This is a genomic window from Mycobacterium sp. NTMscope_Eco_3 (genome assembly GCF_976985685.1).
The window spans coordinates 1,805,607-1,822,574 of the sequence record NZ_CDRJYZ010000001.1; the positions used below are offsets into that span (position 1 = coordinate 1,805,607).

19 protein-coding genes and 1 tRNA gene are annotated in these 16,968 nt (G+C 70.0%); 11 read left to right on the forward strand and 9 right to left on the reverse strand.

Features of this window, described 5'->3' with window-relative positions; genetic code table 11:
- Positions 1-18: 18 nt before the first annotated feature.
- Entirely contained in the window at positions 19-2,808 is a 2,790-nt protein-coding gene (gene aceE, locus AC0KTM_RS08345; RefSeq protein WP_472415423.1) for a pyruvate dehydrogenase (acetyl-transferring), homodimeric type, read from the reverse strand.
- Positions 2,809-2,979: 171 nt separating this feature from the next.
- Here aceE and AC0KTM_RS08350 point away from each other — a divergent pair, with 171 nt between their 5' ends.
- The 4 genes from AC0KTM_RS08350 to AC0KTM_RS08365 all read left to right on the forward strand — a co-directional run bounded on the left by AC0KTM_RS08350 (position 2,980) and on the right by AC0KTM_RS08365 (position 4,654).
- A complete protein-coding gene (locus AC0KTM_RS08350; protein WP_225329035.1) occupies positions 2,980-3,567 on the forward strand; it encodes a hypothetical protein in 588 nt (195 codons plus the stop codon).
- Between the two features lie 84 nt (positions 3,568-3,651).
- Positions 3,652-4,074: a DUF3052 domain-containing protein gene (locus AC0KTM_RS08355; protein WP_225329010.1), complete on the forward strand. Its 423-nt coding sequence runs from the start codon at positions 3,652-3,654 to the stop codon at positions 4,072-4,074.
- Complete coding sequence (locus tag AC0KTM_RS08360; protein ID WP_472415424.1) at positions 4,074-4,535, forward strand: peroxiredoxin; 462 nt, start codon at positions 4,074-4,076, stop codon at positions 4,533-4,535. Before AC0KTM_RS08355 ends, AC0KTM_RS08360 begins: the two co-directional genes overlap by 1 nt.
- Positions 4,536-4,579: 44 nt before the next feature.
- A tRNA-Val gene (locus tag AC0KTM_RS08365) sits at positions 4,580-4,654 on the forward strand.
- Between the two features lie 61 nt (positions 4,655-4,715).
- Here AC0KTM_RS08365 and AC0KTM_RS08370 read toward each other — a convergent pair.
- Positions 4,716-5,438, reverse strand: a complete 723-nt coding sequence (locus tag AC0KTM_RS08370; RefSeq protein ID WP_472417422.1) for an adenosylcobinamide amidohydrolase — start codon at positions 5,436-5,438, stop codon at positions 4,716-4,718.
- A 134-nt stretch (positions 5,439-5,572) separates the two neighbouring features.
- On the opposite strand from AC0KTM_RS08370, the gene AC0KTM_RS08375 reads away from it, so the two are divergent.
- Both AC0KTM_RS08375 and AC0KTM_RS08380 read left to right on the forward strand, forming a co-directional pair.
- Entirely contained in the window at positions 5,573-6,202 is a 630-nt protein-coding gene (locus tag AC0KTM_RS08375; protein WP_472415425.1) for a nitroreductase family protein, read from the forward strand.
- Between the two features lie 57 nt (positions 6,203-6,259).
- Positions 6,260-7,387 (forward strand): epoxide hydrolase family protein, encoded by a 1,128-nt coding sequence (locus AC0KTM_RS08380; RefSeq protein WP_472415426.1) that lies wholly within the window; start codon positions 6,260-6,262, stop codon positions 7,385-7,387.
- Between the two features lie 106 nt (positions 7,388-7,493).
- Here the strand turns inward: AC0KTM_RS08380 and AC0KTM_RS08385 are convergent, their stop codons facing one another.
- Complete coding sequence (locus AC0KTM_RS08385; RefSeq protein ID WP_472415427.1) at positions 7,494-7,892, reverse strand: VOC family protein; 399 nt, start codon at positions 7,890-7,892, stop codon at positions 7,494-7,496.
- Between the two features lie 139 nt (positions 7,893-8,031).
- Here AC0KTM_RS08385 and AC0KTM_RS08390 point away from each other — a divergent pair, with 139 nt between their 5' ends.
- Entirely contained in the window at positions 8,032-8,979 is a 948-nt protein-coding gene (locus tag AC0KTM_RS08390) for a cobalamin biosynthesis protein (RefSeq protein WP_238957846.1), read from the forward strand.
- On the opposite strand, the gene AC0KTM_RS08395 is transcribed toward AC0KTM_RS08390, so the two are convergent.
- From AC0KTM_RS08395 to AC0KTM_RS08405, 3 genes are read right to left on the reverse strand one after another with little or no spacing between them, the layout of a single operon-like run.
- Positions 8,961-9,794: an SURF1 family cytochrome oxidase biogenesis protein gene (locus AC0KTM_RS08395; protein ID WP_225329017.1), complete on the reverse strand. Its 834-nt coding sequence runs from the start codon at positions 9,792-9,794 to the stop codon at positions 8,961-8,963. The genes AC0KTM_RS08390 and AC0KTM_RS08395 overlap by 19 nt on opposite strands.
- On the reverse strand, positions 9,794-10,291 hold the full coding sequence (locus tag AC0KTM_RS08400) for a low molecular weight protein-tyrosine-phosphatase (protein ID WP_225329018.1): 498 nt from the start codon (positions 10,289-10,291) through the stop codon (positions 9,794-9,796). The genes AC0KTM_RS08395 and AC0KTM_RS08400 overlap by 1 nt, the downstream gene beginning before the upstream one ends.
- Entirely contained in the window at positions 10,284-10,949 is a 666-nt protein-coding gene (locus AC0KTM_RS08405; RefSeq protein WP_225329019.1) for an HAD-IA family hydrolase, read from the reverse strand. The genes AC0KTM_RS08400 and AC0KTM_RS08405 overlap by 8 nt, the downstream gene beginning before the upstream one ends.
- A 90-nt stretch (positions 10,950-11,039) precedes the next feature.
- On the opposite strand from AC0KTM_RS08405, the gene cobC reads away from it, so the two are divergent.
- Genes cobC through AC0KTM_RS08425 form a run of 4 tightly spaced genes read left to right on the forward strand, consistent with a single transcriptional unit; the run spans position 11,040 to position 15,113 of the window.
- Positions 11,040-12,068 (forward strand): Rv2231c family pyridoxal phosphate-dependent protein CobC, encoded by a 1,029-nt coding sequence (gene cobC, locus AC0KTM_RS08410; RefSeq protein ID WP_472415428.1) that lies wholly within the window; start codon positions 11,040-11,042, stop codon positions 12,066-12,068.
- Positions 12,065-13,213, forward strand: coding sequence for a Nif3-like dinuclear metal center hexameric protein (locus AC0KTM_RS08415; protein WP_238957848.1), 1,149 nt, complete (start codon positions 12,065-12,067; stop codon positions 13,211-13,213). Before cobC ends, AC0KTM_RS08415 begins: the two co-directional genes overlap by 4 nt.
- Positions 13,210-13,947 (forward strand): zinc ribbon domain-containing protein, encoded by a 738-nt coding sequence (locus AC0KTM_RS08420; protein WP_472415429.1) that lies wholly within the window; start codon positions 13,210-13,212, stop codon positions 13,945-13,947. The genes AC0KTM_RS08415 and AC0KTM_RS08420 overlap by 4 nt, the downstream gene beginning before the upstream one ends.
- A complete protein-coding gene (locus AC0KTM_RS08425; RefSeq protein ID WP_472415430.1) occupies positions 13,944-15,113 on the forward strand; it encodes a bifunctional RNase H/acid phosphatase in 1,170 nt (389 codons plus the stop codon). The genes AC0KTM_RS08420 and AC0KTM_RS08425 overlap by 4 nt, the downstream gene beginning before the upstream one ends.
- Here the strand turns inward: AC0KTM_RS08425 and AC0KTM_RS08430 are convergent.
- From AC0KTM_RS08430 to AC0KTM_RS08440, 3 genes are all read right to left on the reverse strand, one after another.
- Positions 15,102-15,506, reverse strand: coding sequence for a VOC family protein (locus tag AC0KTM_RS08430; protein ID WP_238957849.1), 405 nt, complete (start codon positions 15,504-15,506; stop codon positions 15,102-15,104). The genes AC0KTM_RS08425 and AC0KTM_RS08430 overlap by 12 nt on opposite strands.
- Positions 15,460-16,302 carry a helix-turn-helix domain-containing protein gene (locus tag AC0KTM_RS08435; RefSeq protein ID WP_472417424.1) on the reverse strand — a complete coding sequence of 281 codons (843 nt, stop codon included), beginning with the start codon at positions 16,300-16,302 and terminating at the stop codon, positions 15,460-15,462. Before AC0KTM_RS08435 ends, AC0KTM_RS08430 begins: the two co-directional genes overlap by 47 nt.
- Positions 16,303-16,386: 84 nt before the next feature.
- Positions 16,387-16,962, reverse strand: coding sequence for a helix-turn-helix domain-containing protein (locus AC0KTM_RS08440; RefSeq protein WP_472415431.1), 576 nt, complete (start codon positions 16,960-16,962; stop codon positions 16,387-16,389).
- Between the last annotated feature and the right edge of the window lie 6 nt (positions 16,963-16,968).

Genomic DNA, 16,968 nt, shown 5'->3' on the forward strand with positions numbered 1-16,968 from the left:
GGCGGGCGACCGCCGCCCTTAGGCCACGCCCGGGTCGGACGTCTGCTCCGGGGCGGCCTGGACGTCGTCGATCCGATACTGGCGGGCGGCGGCGACCGGCACCGAGGGGTCGATCTCACCGTCGCGCGCCAGCGCCTCGAGCACGGCCACCACCTGCGACTCGGCGTCGGTGTTGAAGTAGCGCCGCGCCGCGGGCCGGGTGTCGGAGAAGCCGAACCCGTCGGTGCCCAGGGTGACGTAGGTGCCCGGCACCCACGGCCGGATCTGCTCGGGAACCGCACGCATCCAATCCGAGACGGCGACCACCGGGCCGACGGCGTTCGACAGGGCCTGGGTGACGTACGGGACGCCGGCCGGCCGGTCCGGATGGCGCAGCCTCGCCCTGTCCATCGCGACGCCGTCGCGGTTCAACTCGCCCCAACTGGTCACCGACCACACGTCGGCGGCGACGTCCCATTCGGCTGCTAGCATCTTCGCGGCGTCCAGGGCGGCCGGCATCGACACCCCCGACGCCAGGATCTGTGCCTTGTTGGCGCGCTGCTCGGTGGCGGCGTGGTAGCGGTACAGGCCCCGCAGCACGCCCTCGGGATCGAAGTTTTCCGGCTCGGGCGGCTGCGCGTACGGCTCGTTGTAGATGGTGATGTAGAAGAACACGTTCTCGGGGTCCTGCCCGAACATCCGGGCCAGCCCGCTTTCCACGATGTAGGCAATCTCGTAGGCGAACGCCGGATCGTAGGCGACCACCGCCGGATTGGTGCTCGCCAGCAGCAGCGAATGCCCGTCGGCGTGCTGCAGGCCCTCGCCGGTCAGCGTGGTGCGTCCCGCGGTGGCGCCCAACAAAAAGCCGCGCGTCATCTGGTCGGCGGCCGCCCACAGGCCGTCACCGGTGCGCTGGAACCCGAACATCGAATAGAAGATGTAGATCGGGATCATCGGCTCGTTGTGCGTCGCATACGAGGTGCCGGCCGCGATGAACGACCCCACCGACCCGGCCTCGTTGATGCCCTCGTGCAGGATGTGGCCGACTTCGCTTTCCTTGTAGGCCAACATCAGATCGGCGTCCACGGCGGTGTACAGCTGGCCGTTGCGGTTGTAGATCTTCAGCGACGGGAACCACGAGTCCATGCCGAAGGTGCGGGCCTCGTCGGGAATGATCGGGACGATCCGCGGCCCAACCTCCTTGTCCCGCAACACTTCCTTGAAGGTGCGCACCGTCGCCATGGTGGTGGCGACCTCCTGGGTTCCCGATCCCTTCTTCAGCGCGGCGTAGATGTCGCGGCTGGGGAGCCGCAACGCCTTGGCCTTCGTCGGGCGCTCGGGAACGTAGCCGCCGAGCGTGCGCCGGCGGTCGATCATGTAGCGGATCTCCGGGGCGTCGGAGCCGGGGTGGAAGTAGGGCGGCAGGTACGGATCCTCTTCCAGCTGGGCGTCGTTGATCGGTATCCGCATGGCGTCGCGGAAGTCCTTGAGGTCTTGCAGCGCAAGCTTTTTCATCTGATGCGTGGCGTTGCGGCCCTGGAAGTGCGCGCCCAGCGAGTAGCCCTTGATGGTCTTGGCCAAGATCACCGTGGGCTGCCCCTTGTGGTCGACGGCGGCCCGGTAGGCGGCGTAGACCTTGCGGTAGTCGTGGCCGCCGCGCTTGAGATTCCAAATCTCGGAGTCGCTCATGTTCGCGACGAGCGCCTTGGTGCGCGGGTCGCGCCCGAAGAAGTGGTCGCGCACGTAGGCGCCGTCGTTGGCCTTATAGGTCTGGTAGTCGCCGTCGGGCGTGGTGTTCATCAGGTTCACCAGCGCGCCGTCGCGGTCGGCGTGCAGCAGGGCGTCCCACTCGCGTCCCCAGACCACCTTGATGACGTTCCAGCCGGCGCCGCGGAAGAACGACTCGAGTTCCTGAATGATCTTGCCGTTGCCGCGCACCGGGCCGTCGAGGCGCTGCAGGTTGCAGTTGATCACGAACGTCAGGTTGTCCAGGCCCTCGAGCGCGCCGACGTGCAGCAGGCCGCGGCTTTCCGGCTCGTCCATCTCGCCGTCGCCCAAAAAGCACCACACGTGCTGGTCGGAGGTGTCCTTTATGCCCCGGTCGTGCAGGTAGTGGTTGAACCGGGCCTGATAGATCGCGTTCATCGGGCCCAGACCCATCGACACCGTGGGGAATTCCCAGAAGTCGGGCATCAGCCGCGGGTGGGGGTAGGACGGCAGGCCGCCGCCGGGGTGGCTGTGCTCCTGGCGGAAGCCGTCGAGTTGGTCGGTCGTCAGCCGCCCCTCCAGGAACGCCCGCGCGTAGATCCCCGGGGACGCGTGGCCCTGGATGAACACCTGGTCCCCACCGCCGGGATGCGACTTGCCGCGGAAGAAGTGGTTGAAGCCGACCTCGTAGAGCGCCGCGGACGACGCGTAAGTCGAAATGTGGCCTCCCACACCGACTCCCGGGCGCTGGGCGCGGTGCACCATGATGGCGGCGTTCCAGCGGATCCACGCCCGGTAGCGCCGCTCGACGTCCTCGTCGCCGGGGAACCACGGCTCCAGTTCGGTCGGGATGGTGTTGACGTAGTCGGTGGACGTCAGCGAAGGAATGGCAACGCGCTGCTCGCCCGCCCGTTCCAGCAGCCGCAACATCAGGTAGCGCGCCCGCGACGGGCCGGAGCGCTCCAGCAGTTCATCGAAGGACTCCAACCACTCCGAGGTCTCTTCGGGATCGATGTCGGGGAGGTAGGAAGCCACCCCCTCGCGGATCACCCGGACGCGGTCGGGTTCGGTGGCGTTGTTGGGACTTGTGGCCAGGTCGTGGCGCACGAATTCGGTTGTCAACCCACTACTCCTGTAATTGGCGGGATGTGTGACGTGAGGGCGGGTCGCACCCTCTCCACCATCGTGCCGCACCGGTGTTTCGGGCGGGCAGCCGCCATCGAATACCCGATCGGGCACACCAACTCGGCGTGTATGGGGCGGGTGTACAAGCCACCCGGTAACGTCAGGCCCGTGCTCATCCGGTGGCGTGCCGTCCCCCCGAGGCAGGTGGGGGCTTTCCCCCGGCGTGGCGCTTTGGCCCTTGGCTGTGTCGCCGCCGCGCTGATGGGCATCGTGGGATGCACCTCCGTCACCAACGGAACGGCGACCCCGGACACCAAAGTGGCCCCGGCCTACCGCCAGTCGGTGTCCGCGTCGGTGTCGGCCTCGTCGGCCACGTCGAGCGTCCGGGAGTCCCAGCGCCAGCAGTCGCTGACCACCAAGGCGGTGCGCACCGCCTGCGCCTCGCTGATCACCACCAGCAAGAACGCGATCGACAAGACCAACGAATTCGTGCAGGCGTTCAATTCGGGCCGCGGCACCGGCCCCACCGAGGGCCCGGCGATCGACGCCCTCAACGACAGCGCCACCACGGTGGCCAACAGCTTCAGTGACGCGATGTCGCAGCAGATCAAGGACGCGTTCAACGCCTACATCGACGCCGCGCACTCGGTGGCCAACGCCATTGGCACACACGCGGGGACGTCGGAATTCAACAAACGCGTCGATCAGCTCAACGACACGAAAAAGAAGGCGATCAAACTCTGCTTGGCAACGTAATGAGGTGGCAGTGTGAACCGGGTTCGCGCTGTGCGACGATAATCCCGAATCGCACATCGCGAGGGAATTGAAGGAGGCTCCACGGTGGTCGCGGCGGATGACGCCCCGAGCTACGCTCGCAAACTGGGCATCCAACGGGACCAAGTTGTCCAGGAGTGGGGCTGGGACGAAGACACCGACGATGAGATCCGCGCGGCGGTCGAGGAGGCTTGCGGCAGCGAACTGCTCGACGAGGACACCGACGAGGTAGTCGACGTCGTGCTGCTGTGGTGGCGCGACGGCGACGGCGACCTGGTGGACACGCTGATGGACGCGATCGGCCCGCTCGCCGAGGACGGCGTGATCTGGGTGCTGACCCCCAAGACGGGAAAGCCCGGGCACGTGCTGCCGGCCGAGATCGCCGAGGCGGCCCCCACCGCCGGTCTGATGCCGACCTCGTCGGTCAACCTGGGCGATTGGGCCGCCAGCCGGTTGGTGCAGCCCAAGTCCCGGGCCGGGAAGCGTTGATGTTGCCGGTCGGCACCGCCGCCCCGGACTTCACTCTGCGCGACCAGAACCAACAGCGCTTCACGCTGAGCTCCTACCGCGGCGCCAAGAACGTTCTGCTGGTGTTCTTCCCGCTGGCGTTCACCGGGTTCTGCCAGGGCGAGCTGGACCAGCTGCGGGATCACCTGCCCGACTTCGAGAACGACGACAGCGCGACGCTGGCGATCTCGGTGGGTCCGCCGCCCACGCACCGGGTCTGGTCGCTGGACAGCGGCTTCACCTTCCCGGTGCTGTCGGATTTCTGGCCGCACGGCGCGGTCAGCCAGAGCTACGGCGTGTTCAACGACGACGCCGGCTACTCCAATCGCGGGACGTTCGTCATCGACCGCTCCGGGATCATTCGATTCGCCGAGATGAAGCAGCCCGGCGAGTCACGCGATCAGCGGCTGTGGACCGACGCCTTGGCGGCCTTGAGGGCCTGATTTTGGGGACTTGGTCGGCGGGCGGGTAGCCTGCCCGCAGCAACGGGCGCGTAGCTCAGTGGTAGAGCTCTGGTTTTACACACCAGCGGTCGGCGGTTCGATACCGTCCGCGCCCACCAATTTTGGCGGCTCGCGAGTGTAACCTGGCTGCGATTTTTGGCCCCGGATTTCGCCGTGCCGTTACGCTCGCGAGCGGCCCTCGGGGTGTTCGGGCCCCGATATCCAGGACCTGGCGCCGGCGAGCACCGCGGCGTGCACCGCTCGGGCGATCCGGGCGCCGAACACCGAGCGCGGCCCGCCGTAGGTCTCCTCGGCCCCGTCCGTCGGGCAGTGCACGACGACCGCGTCCGACGCCGTTCCGGTGGCGCGCACCCCGGCCTCGTGCAACGCCTGCGTCTTGGCCTCCGTGGCGGTGGCCACCGCGTTGACCAGGGCCGCCCCGGACAGCCGCACCGGCACCGCGACCACGATGTTGATGGTCCCCACCCGGTAGCCGTCGCCGTCGGTGAGCGGCCGGTACTCGACGATCTCGTAGTCGGTGAACGCCGTCGTGCGCAGGCCGGCCGGCACCTCCCGGCGGAAGTGCCGGTCGGGGGCGGCCGCCCAGGCCGGGCTGGAGAGCCCGACGGTCGCGGTCGCGTGCACGCCGCCGTCGGCGGCGCGGTGGTGGTGGGTCACGTCGACCGCGGTGAGCAGCCCGCAGCCGGCGCCGACAAGCCCGAGCGCGGCGCCGATCTCGGTCAGGTGGCGGTCCGGGTCCGTCCGGTCGTAATCCAGGGGGACCGTCGCGTTGACCAACCAGTCGCGGGTGCCGACGCCGCCGCCGAGCGGGCCCGACGAGATGCACAGCCGGGGCTCCCCGAATTCCCAGACGAGCAACGGGATCGGCCGAGAGTGCTCCACCCGCGCGGTCAGCCTGGGATCCATGCTCACATCCTCGCGTGCCGGTGCGCGCTCGGCGCACCGGGGCGCGCGGGCGACTGTCAGTGGCCCGGCCGTGTTGAATCATCGTCATGACCCAACAAGGACCCCTGAACATGCCTCTTGAAGAGGCGATGCGGACCCAGCGCGCGATCCGTCGCCTCAAGTCCGATCCCGTCGACGACTCGCTCGTGCTGCATCTGCTCGAACTGGCGATGAAGGCGCCGACCGGTTCCAACGCGCAGAACTGGGAGTTCATCGTCGTCAAGGACCGTGAGGTAGTCGCGAAGCTCGGTCGCTTGAATCGCACCGCCATGAGCGCCTTCGGTCCCATCTACCGGCGAACCCTGCAGCGCCGCGGGGACGACAAGATGCTGCGGGTATTGAAAGCTGTGCGATGGCAGGCGGACCACTTCGACGACATCCCCGTGGTCGTGGTGGCATGCCTGAAGGGTGTCGTTGCGCCCTGGCCCCCAATAGGTGCGAGCAGCGCCTACGGATCCATCTATCCCGCGATTCAGAACCTGTTGCTGGCGGCACGCGCCGCCGGGTTGGGTGCGGCGTTGATCACCATGCCGCTGTGGAGCACGCTATTGGCAAGGCGCGCCTTGGGTTTGCCGCGCAATGTGATTCCGTGCGCGGTGATTCCCTTGGGCTGGCCGATCGGCAAGTACGGTCCCACCACGCGTCGGCCGGTCGGAGAACTCGTTTCGCTGGACCGGTACGGCAACCGGGCGTTTCTGTAGCCGTCGCTGGTGTGTTCGGGCGAGGCCCCTGAACGGCCTGGCGGGCAAGGCGGCACTATGAAACGCGTGAAACCGTTCCGCATCGATGTTTCCGACGAGGTTCTCGACGATCTGCGCGCGCGGCTGGCCCGAACCCGTTGGCCCGAGGCCGAATGCGTCGACGACTGGAGCCAGGGCATGCCGCTGGCCTACACCCGCGAGCTGGCCGACTATTGGGCCAACGACTACGACTGGCGGGCGCGGGAGGCGGGGCTCAATCGCTTCGACCAGTTCATCACCGAGATCGACGGGCTCGACATCCATTTCATCCACCAGCGCTCGCCGCACGCCGACGCCTTCCCGTTGGTGATCACCCACGGCTGGCCGGGCTCGATCGTCGAGTTTCACAAGGTGATCGAGCCGCTGACCAACCCCGCATCGGGACGCGCCGAGGACGCCTTCCACGTCGTCTGTCCGTCGCTGCCGGGCTACGGGTTCTCCGGTAAACCCACCGGCGCGGGGTGGGGCGTGGAGAAGATCGCCGAGGCGTGGGAAACGCTGATGCTGCGCCTTGGCTACGACCGCTACGGCGCCCAGGGCGGCGACTGGGGCGCCGCGGTCACCACCCAGATCGGCCGCAATCGGGGCCACTGCGCGGCCATTCACCTGAACATGCCGGTCGGTAGACCCACCAAGGAAGCGCTGTCGAACCCCACCGAGGAAGAGCAACGAGCGATGGCCGGGTTGGCCAATCACCGCAAATGGGGCACCGGGTATTCCAAGCAGCAGTCGACCCGGCCGCAAACGCTGGGCTACGGGCTGGCCGATTCGCCGGTGGGCCAGCTGGCGTGGATCGTCGAAAAGTTCTGGGACTGGGCGGATTGCGACGGGCATCCCGAGAACGCGGTGAGCCGCGACGAGCTGCTCGACAACGTGATGGTCTACTGGGTGACCAACACGGCCGCGTCCTCGGCCCGCCTGTACTGGGAGAGCTTCGCGGTCTGGGGTAGGGGCGATCGCGTCGAATTGCCCACGGGCGTCGCGGCTTTCCCCGGCGAACTGCTCAAGGCGCCGCGCAGCTGGTGCGAGCCGGTCTACAACATCACCCACTGGACCGACATGCCGCGCGGCGGGCATTTCGCGGCGTTCGAGGAACCGGAGCTGTTCGTTGAGGATCTCCGTGCGTTCTTCGCGACCGTGCGCTGACTTGCCTTTCGCGAGTGTGCATTTCACGACGCGACACGCCGAGAGCGCGTCGTGAAATGCACACTCGGGCGGGCTTAGGTCCGGCGGGGCTTAGGTCCGGCGGGGCTTAGGTCCCGGACGGGGCGAAGAACTCCAGCGCGATGCCGTCGGGGTCGCGGAAACTCAGCCCCGAGCCGTAGGGCGCATCCACGATGCCGCCGTGGTCGATGCCCAGTTCGCCCAGCCGGGTGACCCAGTTCTCCAGCTTGGCGCGGCCGGGGCAGCCGAAGCCGACGTGGTCCAGGCCCACCCGCAGTTCGTCGAATCGTTCGTCGGGCGCCCGGCGATCGTGCTGATGAATGCCGAAGACCGTGCCGCCGTCAAGCATCCACACCAGATGCCGGAAGCCGGCGTCGGTGTGCTCGTCGAGAACCGGGTCGGCGCCGAACAGGTTGCGGTACCACGGGCCGCTGACCTCGATATCACGCACCGTGACCGCGACGTGGTTGAGCGCTGGGAAAGCCATGGTGTCGACTCTAGCCCTCGACGGGCCGGCGGCTCCGGCGTTCCCGGGATCGCCTGTCCCACAGGCAAAGCGACACGACCCTCGCTTTCTCGCCGATGCCTCATGGGGCTCGTGAATTCCGGTGTGAGACGCTGCCGAGGTGTTTGCGACGCGCACCCGCCTGGCCGGCGTGCTGGTCGGCTACCTGGCCGACCGCGCGCTGGGCGACCCGCGCCGGGGCCACCCCGTCGCCGCGTTCGGCCGGGCCGCCGCCGCGTGGGAGAACCTGACCTACCGCGAGAGCAGGAGCGCCGGCGCCGTCCACGTGGGCGTGCTGATCGGGTCGCTGGGCCTGCTCGGCGCGGCGGCGCAACGGGCCGCGGGGCGCGGCGGCCGGCCGTGCTCGATCGCGATGACCGCCGCGGCCACCTGGGCCTGCCTAGGGGGAACGTCGTTGGCGCGCACCGGGCTGGCCATGTCGGAGCTGCTGGAGCGCGGCGACATCGAGGGCGCCCGCGCGCTGCTGCCGTCGCTGTGCGGGCGCGACCCCGCGTCGCTGGACGGTGCGGGCCTGACCCGGGCGTCGCTGGAATCGGTCGCCGAGAACACCTCCGACGCCCAGGTGGCGCCGCTGCTCTACGCGGCCGCCGGCGGCGTGCCCGCGGTGCTGGCGTACCGCGGCATCAACACCCTGGACTCCATGGTCGGCTACCGCTCGCCGCGCTACCTCCGATTCGGCTGGGCCGCAGCCAGATTGGACGACGTCGCCAACTACCTGGCCGCGCGGGTGACCGCGTCGCTGGCGGTGGCGTTGGCGCCGCTGGTCGGCGGCTCACCGTCGGGCGCGGCGCGGGCGTGGCGGCGCGACGCCGGCCGCCATCCCAGCCCCAACGCCGGTGTCGTCGAGGCGGCGTTCGCGGGGGCGCTGGGTGTGCGCCTGGGCGGGCCCACCCAATACCGCCACGAGCTGCAGATCCGGCCCACGCTCGGCGACGGCCGGGAGCCCACGGTGGCCGACCTGCGACGGGCGGTCACGCTGTCGTCGCTGGTGCAAGCGGGCGCCACGCTCGTGGCCGGGGTGCTGGCCGGTTACCGGCGGCGGCCGTAACGGTCGGCGAGTTTGTCCTCCACCGTCCGCGGCGCCTGTTCCGCCGGCTCCGCCTCCGATGAGGGGCCCTGCTGCTTTTCCTGGCGGCGGGCCCGGATCTCGGAATACGCGAAGTAGCCCAGCCCGATCGGGGCGAGGATCCCGAACGCGATCCACTGGATGCCGTAGGACAGGAACGGGCCGGCATCCAGCTGCGGCACACCGACCACCCCGAGCCCACCGGGCTGACCGTCGACCAACTGCAGATAGGGCCCGGCCAGCGGGACCTTGGTCAGCACCGCGACCTGACTGGTGTCGATCGAATACACCTGCTGCACACCGCCTCCCACGAACGGATCCTTGCCCGCGGCGGCGGGCTCTGAGTTGCGCAGCCGCGCCGTGATGGTCACCGTCTCGGCCGGCGGGCGGGGGATGGGCGGAACACGAGATCCCTCCAACGGGCGCACGTAACCGCGGTCGACCAGCACCGTGGGTCCGCCGTCGACGACGAAGGGCGCGAGCACCTCGAACGCCGGTTTGGAATCGATCACCCGCAACCGGGCCAGCACCTGGACGTTGGGCAGGTAATGGCCGGTCGCGGTGACCTGACGCCACTGCTGCCCGGGGGCCGCCGAGTTCTGCTGCGGCAGCAGGGATTTCACCGGGACGGGCGCGGTGTTCAGGGAGTGCTCGATCTGGTGGTTCTCCTGCGAGGTCCTGCTGTGCTTTCCCAGCTGCCACGGCGCGAGCACCGTGAAGCACAGATAGGCGAACGCGATGACCACCAGTGCCAGCACGATCCAGCCGGGGCGCAGCACGAACGCCAGCCTGCGCATCACCCCGACCCGTTCTGCGCGAGGCGTTCGTCGACCCAGTCATGCAGGCCGGGCAGCGCGGCCTCGATGACGGCGTAGACGCGTTCGAAGTCGCTTGCGTCGCCGTAGTAGGGGTCATCGACGTCGGGGGTGTGCGCGCCGGTGCGCGGATCGAAAGACCGCAGCATCTTGACGCGGTCCTCGTCGGCGCCCAGGTGCCGCAGCATCCGGGCGTGGTTGCGGTCCAGGGCCACCACGAGATCGGCCGCCAGGTGCTCGGCGTCGACCTGCGCGGCGTGGTGCTCGGTCGGGTAGCCGTGGGCACGCAGCACGCCGGCGGCCCGCTCGTCGGCGCACTCGCCGACGTGCCAGTTGCCGGTTCCGGCGCTGCTCACCCGCACCGCGTCCGCCAGACCCCGGCGGCGCAGTTGGTCGGCGAACATCTTCTCGGCCATCACCGATCGGCAGATGTTGCCGGTGCACACGAACGTGACGTGCAGCGGCTCGCGCTCAGACACCCAGGGCCCTCCGCAGCTCGTCGATGGTCGCGGCGTGCGTCACCCCGCTGAACGTGTCCGCCTTGCCGTAACCCCAGCCGACCACCACGGTGTCGATGCCGTGCGCGGCCGCGCCGTGCACGTCGTGGCTGCGGTCACCGACCATCAGCACCCGTTCGGGCAGCGGCTCCAGCTGCGAAAGCGCATGGGCGAGCACCTCGACCTTGGCTTTGCGGGAGCCGTCGGGGCTCGCCCCGGCGATGACTTCGAAATGCTGGTCGAGCCCGAAGTGGGCGAGGATGCGCCGCGCGGTGGGTTCCAGCTTCGAGGTGGCCACGGCCAGCCGGACGCCGGCGGCGCGCAGGTCGACCAGCAGCGCCTCGATGCCGTCGAAGAGCGCGTTCATCGCCCACCCCCGGGCGCCGTACTCGGCGCGGAAGGCCGCGATCGCCTCCTCGGCGTCGTCGCCGAGCTCCATCGACCGGAAGGTGTCGTCCATCGGCGGGCCCACGATCTGGGCGACGAGGTCGCCGGGGGGCACCGGGGCGCCGATGTGGTTGAGCGCATGCAGGAAGCTGGCCACGATGCCCTCCGCGGAGTCAGTCAGCGTGCCGTCGAGATCGAAGATCACCAGCTGCGCCCCTGGGGCTTGGCGATCGGTGGACGTTGTGCCTGTCACCTCACCATTGTCCTCGATGGGCGCGGGCGGGTGCGACGGTGTTGCCGGTGTTCGTCCGGCCCGCCCGCGCGGCGCACTAGTGTTTCACGGATGGCGAGTCTGAACCTGAGCCCGCCTGCGGCGCGCTATCACGGTGATCAGGCCGTCGCGCCCGGGATGCTGGATTTCGCCGTCAACGTCCGTCACGGCCAACCGCCGGAATGGCTGCTGCGACGGCTGGCCGCGCGGCTGCCCGACCTGGCGCGCTACCCCAGCAGCGACGACGTCCACGCGGCGCAGGACGCGGCCGGCGCACGGCACGGCCGGGCCCGCGAGGAGGTGCTGCCGCTGGCCGGGGCGGCCGAGGGGTTCGCCCTGCTGGGCAACCTGCGCCCGGCGCGGGCGGCGATCATCGCGCCGGCGTTCACCGAGCCGGCGGCCGCGCTGACCGCCGCCGGGGTTCCGGTGCACCACGTGGTGCTGCGGCCGCCCTTCGGCCTCGCGGGTGCGGCCGTCCCCGAGGACGCTGACCTGGTCGTCGTGGGCAATCCCACCAATCCCACCTCGGTGCTGCATCGCCGCGAGGAGCTACTCGCGTTGCGCCGGCCCGGCCGGATCCTGGTGGTCGACGAGGCCTTCGCCGACTCGATCCCAGGCGAGCCGGAGTCGCTCGCCGGTGACGCGGTGCCCGACGTGCTGGTGCTGCGCAGCCTGACCAAGACGTGGGCGCTGGCCGGACTGCGGGTGGGCTACGCGCTGGGGTCACCGGAGGTGTTGGCGCGCCTGACCGCAGCGCGGGCGCACTGGCCGGTGGGCACGCTGCAACTGACGGCCATCGCGGCGTGTTGCGGTCCGCAGGCCGTTGCCGACGCGGCGGCCGGGGCGGCGCGACTGGGCCAGCTGCGCGCCGAGATGGTGGCCGGGCTGGCGTCGGTGGGCGCCGAGGTGGTCGACGGCCGGGCCCCATTCGTGCTGTTTCGCGCGCAGGAGGCCGTTCGATTGCGAAATCGACTGCACGACAGGGGAATTGCCATCCGTCGCTGTGATACGTTCGTCGGCCTGGACGAGCGGTACCTGCGGGCCGCGGTGCGCCCGGAGTGGCCGCTGCTGGTGCAGGCGATTTCGGAGGTGTGCCGGTGAGCGTGACGCTGGCCGATGTCATCGCGGTGCTCGACGAGGCCTACCCGCCGCGGCTCGCCGAATCGTGGGATTCGGTCGGCCTGGTGTGCGGTGACCCCGGCGACGTGCTGGAGTCGGTGACCGTCGCGGTCGACGCGACGCCCGCGGTCGTCGACGAAGTCCCCGACGCGAGCCTGCTGCTGGCCCACCACCCGCTGCTGTTGCGGGGGGTGGACACCGTGGCGGCCAGCACGCCCAAGGGCGCGCTCGTGCACCGGCTGATCCGGACCGGGCGTTCGCTGTTCACCGCGCACACCAACGCCGACTCGGCTAGCCCGGGTGTGTCCGATGCGCTGGCCGCCGCCCTCGGGCTCCGTGTCGAGGCCCCGCTGGAGCCGGCGACCGGCGCGCCCGGCCTCGACAAGTGGGTCATCTACGTGCCCAAGGAGAACGCAGAAGCGGTGCAGGCGGCGGTGTTTGAGGCAGGGGCCGGTCACATCGGCGACTACTCGCATTGCAGCTGGAGCGTCACCGGTATCGGGCAGTTCCTGCCGCACGACGGCGCCGCGCCCGCCGTCGGCAGCGTCGGCAACGTCGAGCGGGTCCCCGAGGACCGGTTCGAGGTCGTCGCGCCCGCGCGGGCCCGGGGGCCGGTGCTGGCGGCCATGCGCGCCGCCCATCCCTACGAGGAGCCCGCGTTCGACATCTTCGCGATGGTCCCGCCGCCCAGCGACGCCGGGCTGGGCCGCATCGGCACGCTGGCCCGCCCGGAACCGTTGCGCGACTTCGTCTCCCGCGTGCGCTCCGCGCTGCCGCGGACATCGTGGGGGGTGCGGGCGGCGGGTGATCCCGAGATGCCGGTGTCGCGGGTCGCCGTCTGCGGCGGCGCCGGCGATTCGCTGCTGGCCGCCGCGGCCGGCGCCGGGGTGCAGGCCTACGTCACCGCCGATCTGCGGCACCACCCGGCCGACGAGCATCGTCGCGCCTCCGATGTCGCCCTGATCGATGTGGCACATTGGGCAAGTGAATTCCCATGGTGTGAACAGGCCGCCGGCCTGCTGCGGTCACGTTTCGGTGCGGAGCTTCCGGTGCGAGTGAGCTCGATTCGCACCGACCCTTGGAATGTCGAGCACGGTGACAACGAGTCCGGGGGAGAAGGGTCATGAAAGCCGAAGTAGCACAGCAACGTTCGCTGCTCGAGTTGTCGAAACTGGATGCCGAGCTGTCCCGTATCACGCACCGGGCCGCGCATCTGCCGGAGCAAGAGGCGTGCCGGCGGCTGCAGGAGGAATACGATGCCGCCGGCGACCGGCAGGGCGCGGTGCGGATTGCCCTGGAAGACATCGACGCTCACGTCAAACGTCTCGAATCGGAGATCGATTCGGTGCGCCAGCGCGAGGATCGTGACCGGGCGCTGCTGCAGTCGGGGGCGACCGACGCCAAACAACTCGCGGACCTTCAGCACGAGCTCGAGACCTTGCAGCGTCGCCAGACCAGCCTGGAAGATTCCCTGCTGGAGGTGATGGAACGTCGCGAGGAGCTGCAGGCCCAGCTGGACGCCGAGCAGCGTGCCGTCGAGACTCTGGAGGCCGACATCGCCGACGCGAAGCAGGCCCTCGACGCCGCGCTCACCGAAATCGCCGAAGCCCGCGAGCTTCATTCGTCGCGACGCGACTCGCTGAACGCCGCACTGGACCCCGCCCTGTCCGCCCTGTACGAACGGCAGCGCGCCGGGGGAGGGCCGGGCGCCGGGCAGCTGCTGGGCAAGCGGTGCGGGGCCTGCCGGATCGAGATCGACCGCGGCGAACTGTCCCGCATCTCGGCGGCCGCCGAGGACGATGTGGTGCGCTGCCCGGAATGCGGCGCGATCCTGCTGCGGGTCAAGGGGTTCGACCAGTGAAGGTTGTCATCGAAGCCGACGGCGGATCACGCGGAAACCCCGGGCCGGCCGGGTACGGCGCCGTGGTGTGGACCGAGGACCGCGCGAGCGTGCTGGCCGAGAACAAGCAGGCCATCGGCCGGGCAACCAACAACGTCGCCGAATACCGCGGCCTGATAGCCGGTTTGGACGACGCCCTGAAGCTCGGCGCCACCGAGGCCGCGGTGTACCTGGATTCCAAGCTGCTGGTGGAACAGATGTCCGGGCGGTGGAAGGTCAAGCACCCCGACCTGATCGAACTCAACGCCCAGGCCCGACGCCTGGCGGCGCGGTTCGACACGATCAGCTACTCGTGGATTCCGCGGGAGCGCAATTCGCACGCCGATCGGTTGGCCAACGAGGCGATGGACGCTGCGGCCGAGGCCAACGGTGCGGCGGCAAAGTCCGAGCCGGCCGGCACACCCGAGCCCCCCGGCGCCGACGCGGCGAAAACCGTTGCGGCACCGGCGCCGACGGCGGCACCGGCACCGGCACCGGCTCCGGCGGCGCCCGGCTGGACCGGCGCGCGCGGCACCCCCACCCGCCTGCTGTTGCTGCGCCACGGGCAGACGGAGCTGTCGGTGCAGCGCCGCTATTCGGGCCGCGGCAACCCGGCGCTCACCGAAGTGGGGCGGTGGCAGGCCGACGCGGCGGCGCGGTATCTGGCCCAGCGCGGCGGGATTTCGGCGGTCTTCGCCTCCCCGCTGCAACGGGCGTACGACACCGCGGCGGCGGCCGCCAAGGCCCTGGGACTTGATGTGACGGTCGACGACGACCTGATCGAGACCGACTTCGGGGCCTGGGAGGGGTTGACGTTCGGCGAGGCCGCGGAGCGCGACCCCGAACTGCACCGTCGTTGGCTGCGCGACACCAGCACCGCCCCGCCGGGCGGCGAGAGCTTCGACGCGGTGCTCGACCGGGTGTCGAGCATCCGTGACCGCATCCTCGCCGCACATCACGGCACGACGGTGCTGGTGGTGTCCCACGTGACGCCGATCAAAATGTTGCTGCGGGAGGCGCTGGACGCCGGGCCCGGCATCTTGTACCGGCTGCACCTCGACCTGGCGTCGCTGAGCATCGCCGAATTCTATTCCGACGGAGCCTCTTCGGTGCGGTTGGTGAACCAGACGGCGTATCTAGCCGGCTGAGGGCGACGCGCCGCCGTAGTCGCCGAAGGACCACAGGTTGCCTTCGGGATCGCGGACGGTGAATTCGCGTGCGCCGTAGTCGGTTTCGGCCAGCGGCCGCACCACCTCGGCCTTATGCTGCAGCACCCGTTCGTAGAGCGCGTCGGGATCGGCGGTGACGACGTAGCCGCCGGCGGTGCCCGGTTCGCGGCACCACTGCGCGTCGGGCTTGTGGGTGCCCAGCATGATCCCTCCGCTGCCGTGCGGCCAGTTCAGTTGCGCGTGATCGACGGTCTCGCCCTGGCCGTAGCGGGCCGCGAGGACGAAGCCGAATGTCTCGACGTAGTAATCGATCAGCTTGGGTGCGTCATGGGCCTGCAATGTCAACCAGACGGTCGGATTCGAAGCGGTCATGGTCCCACTGTGCGCCGAACGAGTGGCCGCCGTCTTGAATGTTTCGGAACTCATCGGCCAGCCACCGCCGCGGCGGCACACCGACGAACCGGACGAATTCGCGGGTCAGGTGCGCCTGGTCGCTGTACCCGGTGGCGGCCGCGATCCCCGCGAGGCCGACGCGTCCGTACCGGCGCGCCGACGCCGCGATGCGCGCCGTCGCGTGCTGGAACCGCATCAGCATCGCCACCGTCTTGGGCGAGCGGCCGACCTCCTGGCCGAACAGCGTCGTCAGGTGCCGGGTGGTCACGCCGACCGTCTCCGCCACGGCGGCCACCGGTATCCGGCCCCGGCTGCGCTCCAGCAGGTGCCAGGCATACGCGACCTCGGGACGCACGGTCGCGCTCTCGCGGCGCCGCCGCGCCTCGATGAGGTAGCGGGCCACCACGGCGAACGCGTCCGGCCAGCCGTGCGCCTCGGTCACGCGATCATGCAATTCCAGGCCGCCGCGATCCAGCACGGCGGTCGCGTCGTAGTCGGTCACGGGAAGCTCGGCGCTCGGCACGCCGAACAGCGCGCGTGATGCGAGAGGATGCACCGCCAGCTGCACGCCCGCCTGGCCGCGGCGCTGCCGCACGTGGCTGGCCTGCACGTGCAGCCCGCTCAGCAGCAACGGGTTGGGGCGCGCGACGGCCAGTGCGTCGGCGGTGTCGCCGGCTTCCACCCCGTCGTCGAGGCTGACGATGAACGTCAACATCGAGGACGGCATGCCGCGGTGCACGGTCTCGGGAACATCGAAGGTCCGGTATCCGACCATCGACGTCACGCCCGGCGCGCTGTGCGGCGGTGCCACGCGGTATTCCGAGCCCCGGTCCATCGCTCCACGCTAACGCCGTACCGGTCAGCTGTGCAGGTGCAGCCGCTCGCCGTGCGGGCCGAAAATCACGATGGCCTCCACCGGCCCGTCCACCACGCCGAACCAGTGCGGCGTCCACGTCGAGAATTCGACGGCCTGGCCCGGGTCGATGGTGAAGTCGCGGTCGCCGAGGATGAGCCGCATCCGGCCGGAAAGCACGTACATCCAGTCCTGCCCCTCATGCACGGGCAGGTCGGCGGGCGGGTTGCGCCGCCGGGCGCTGACGCGAACCTTGAACGCGTGCAGGCCGCCGGCGGGACCCTGGCGGGTCAGCGGCCAGTAGGTGACGCCGTGGTGGGTGTGCGCCGCGCCGCGCACCCGCGGGTCCGGCGGTGACGAGGTCTGCAGCAACTCGTCGGTGCTCACCGAGAGAGCCCGGGCCAGCCGCGGCAGATGATCCAGCGCCAGGCGGCGTTTGCCGGACTCGAGCCGGCTGAGCGTCGAGACGTCGATGCCCGCCTTCTCGCCGACCTCCTGCAGCGTCATGCCCCGCTGCACGCGCAGCTCCCGCAGCCTCCGCCGCACCAGGAGGTCGATGTCGGGGTCGGTTTTTGCCTGCATGGCAAT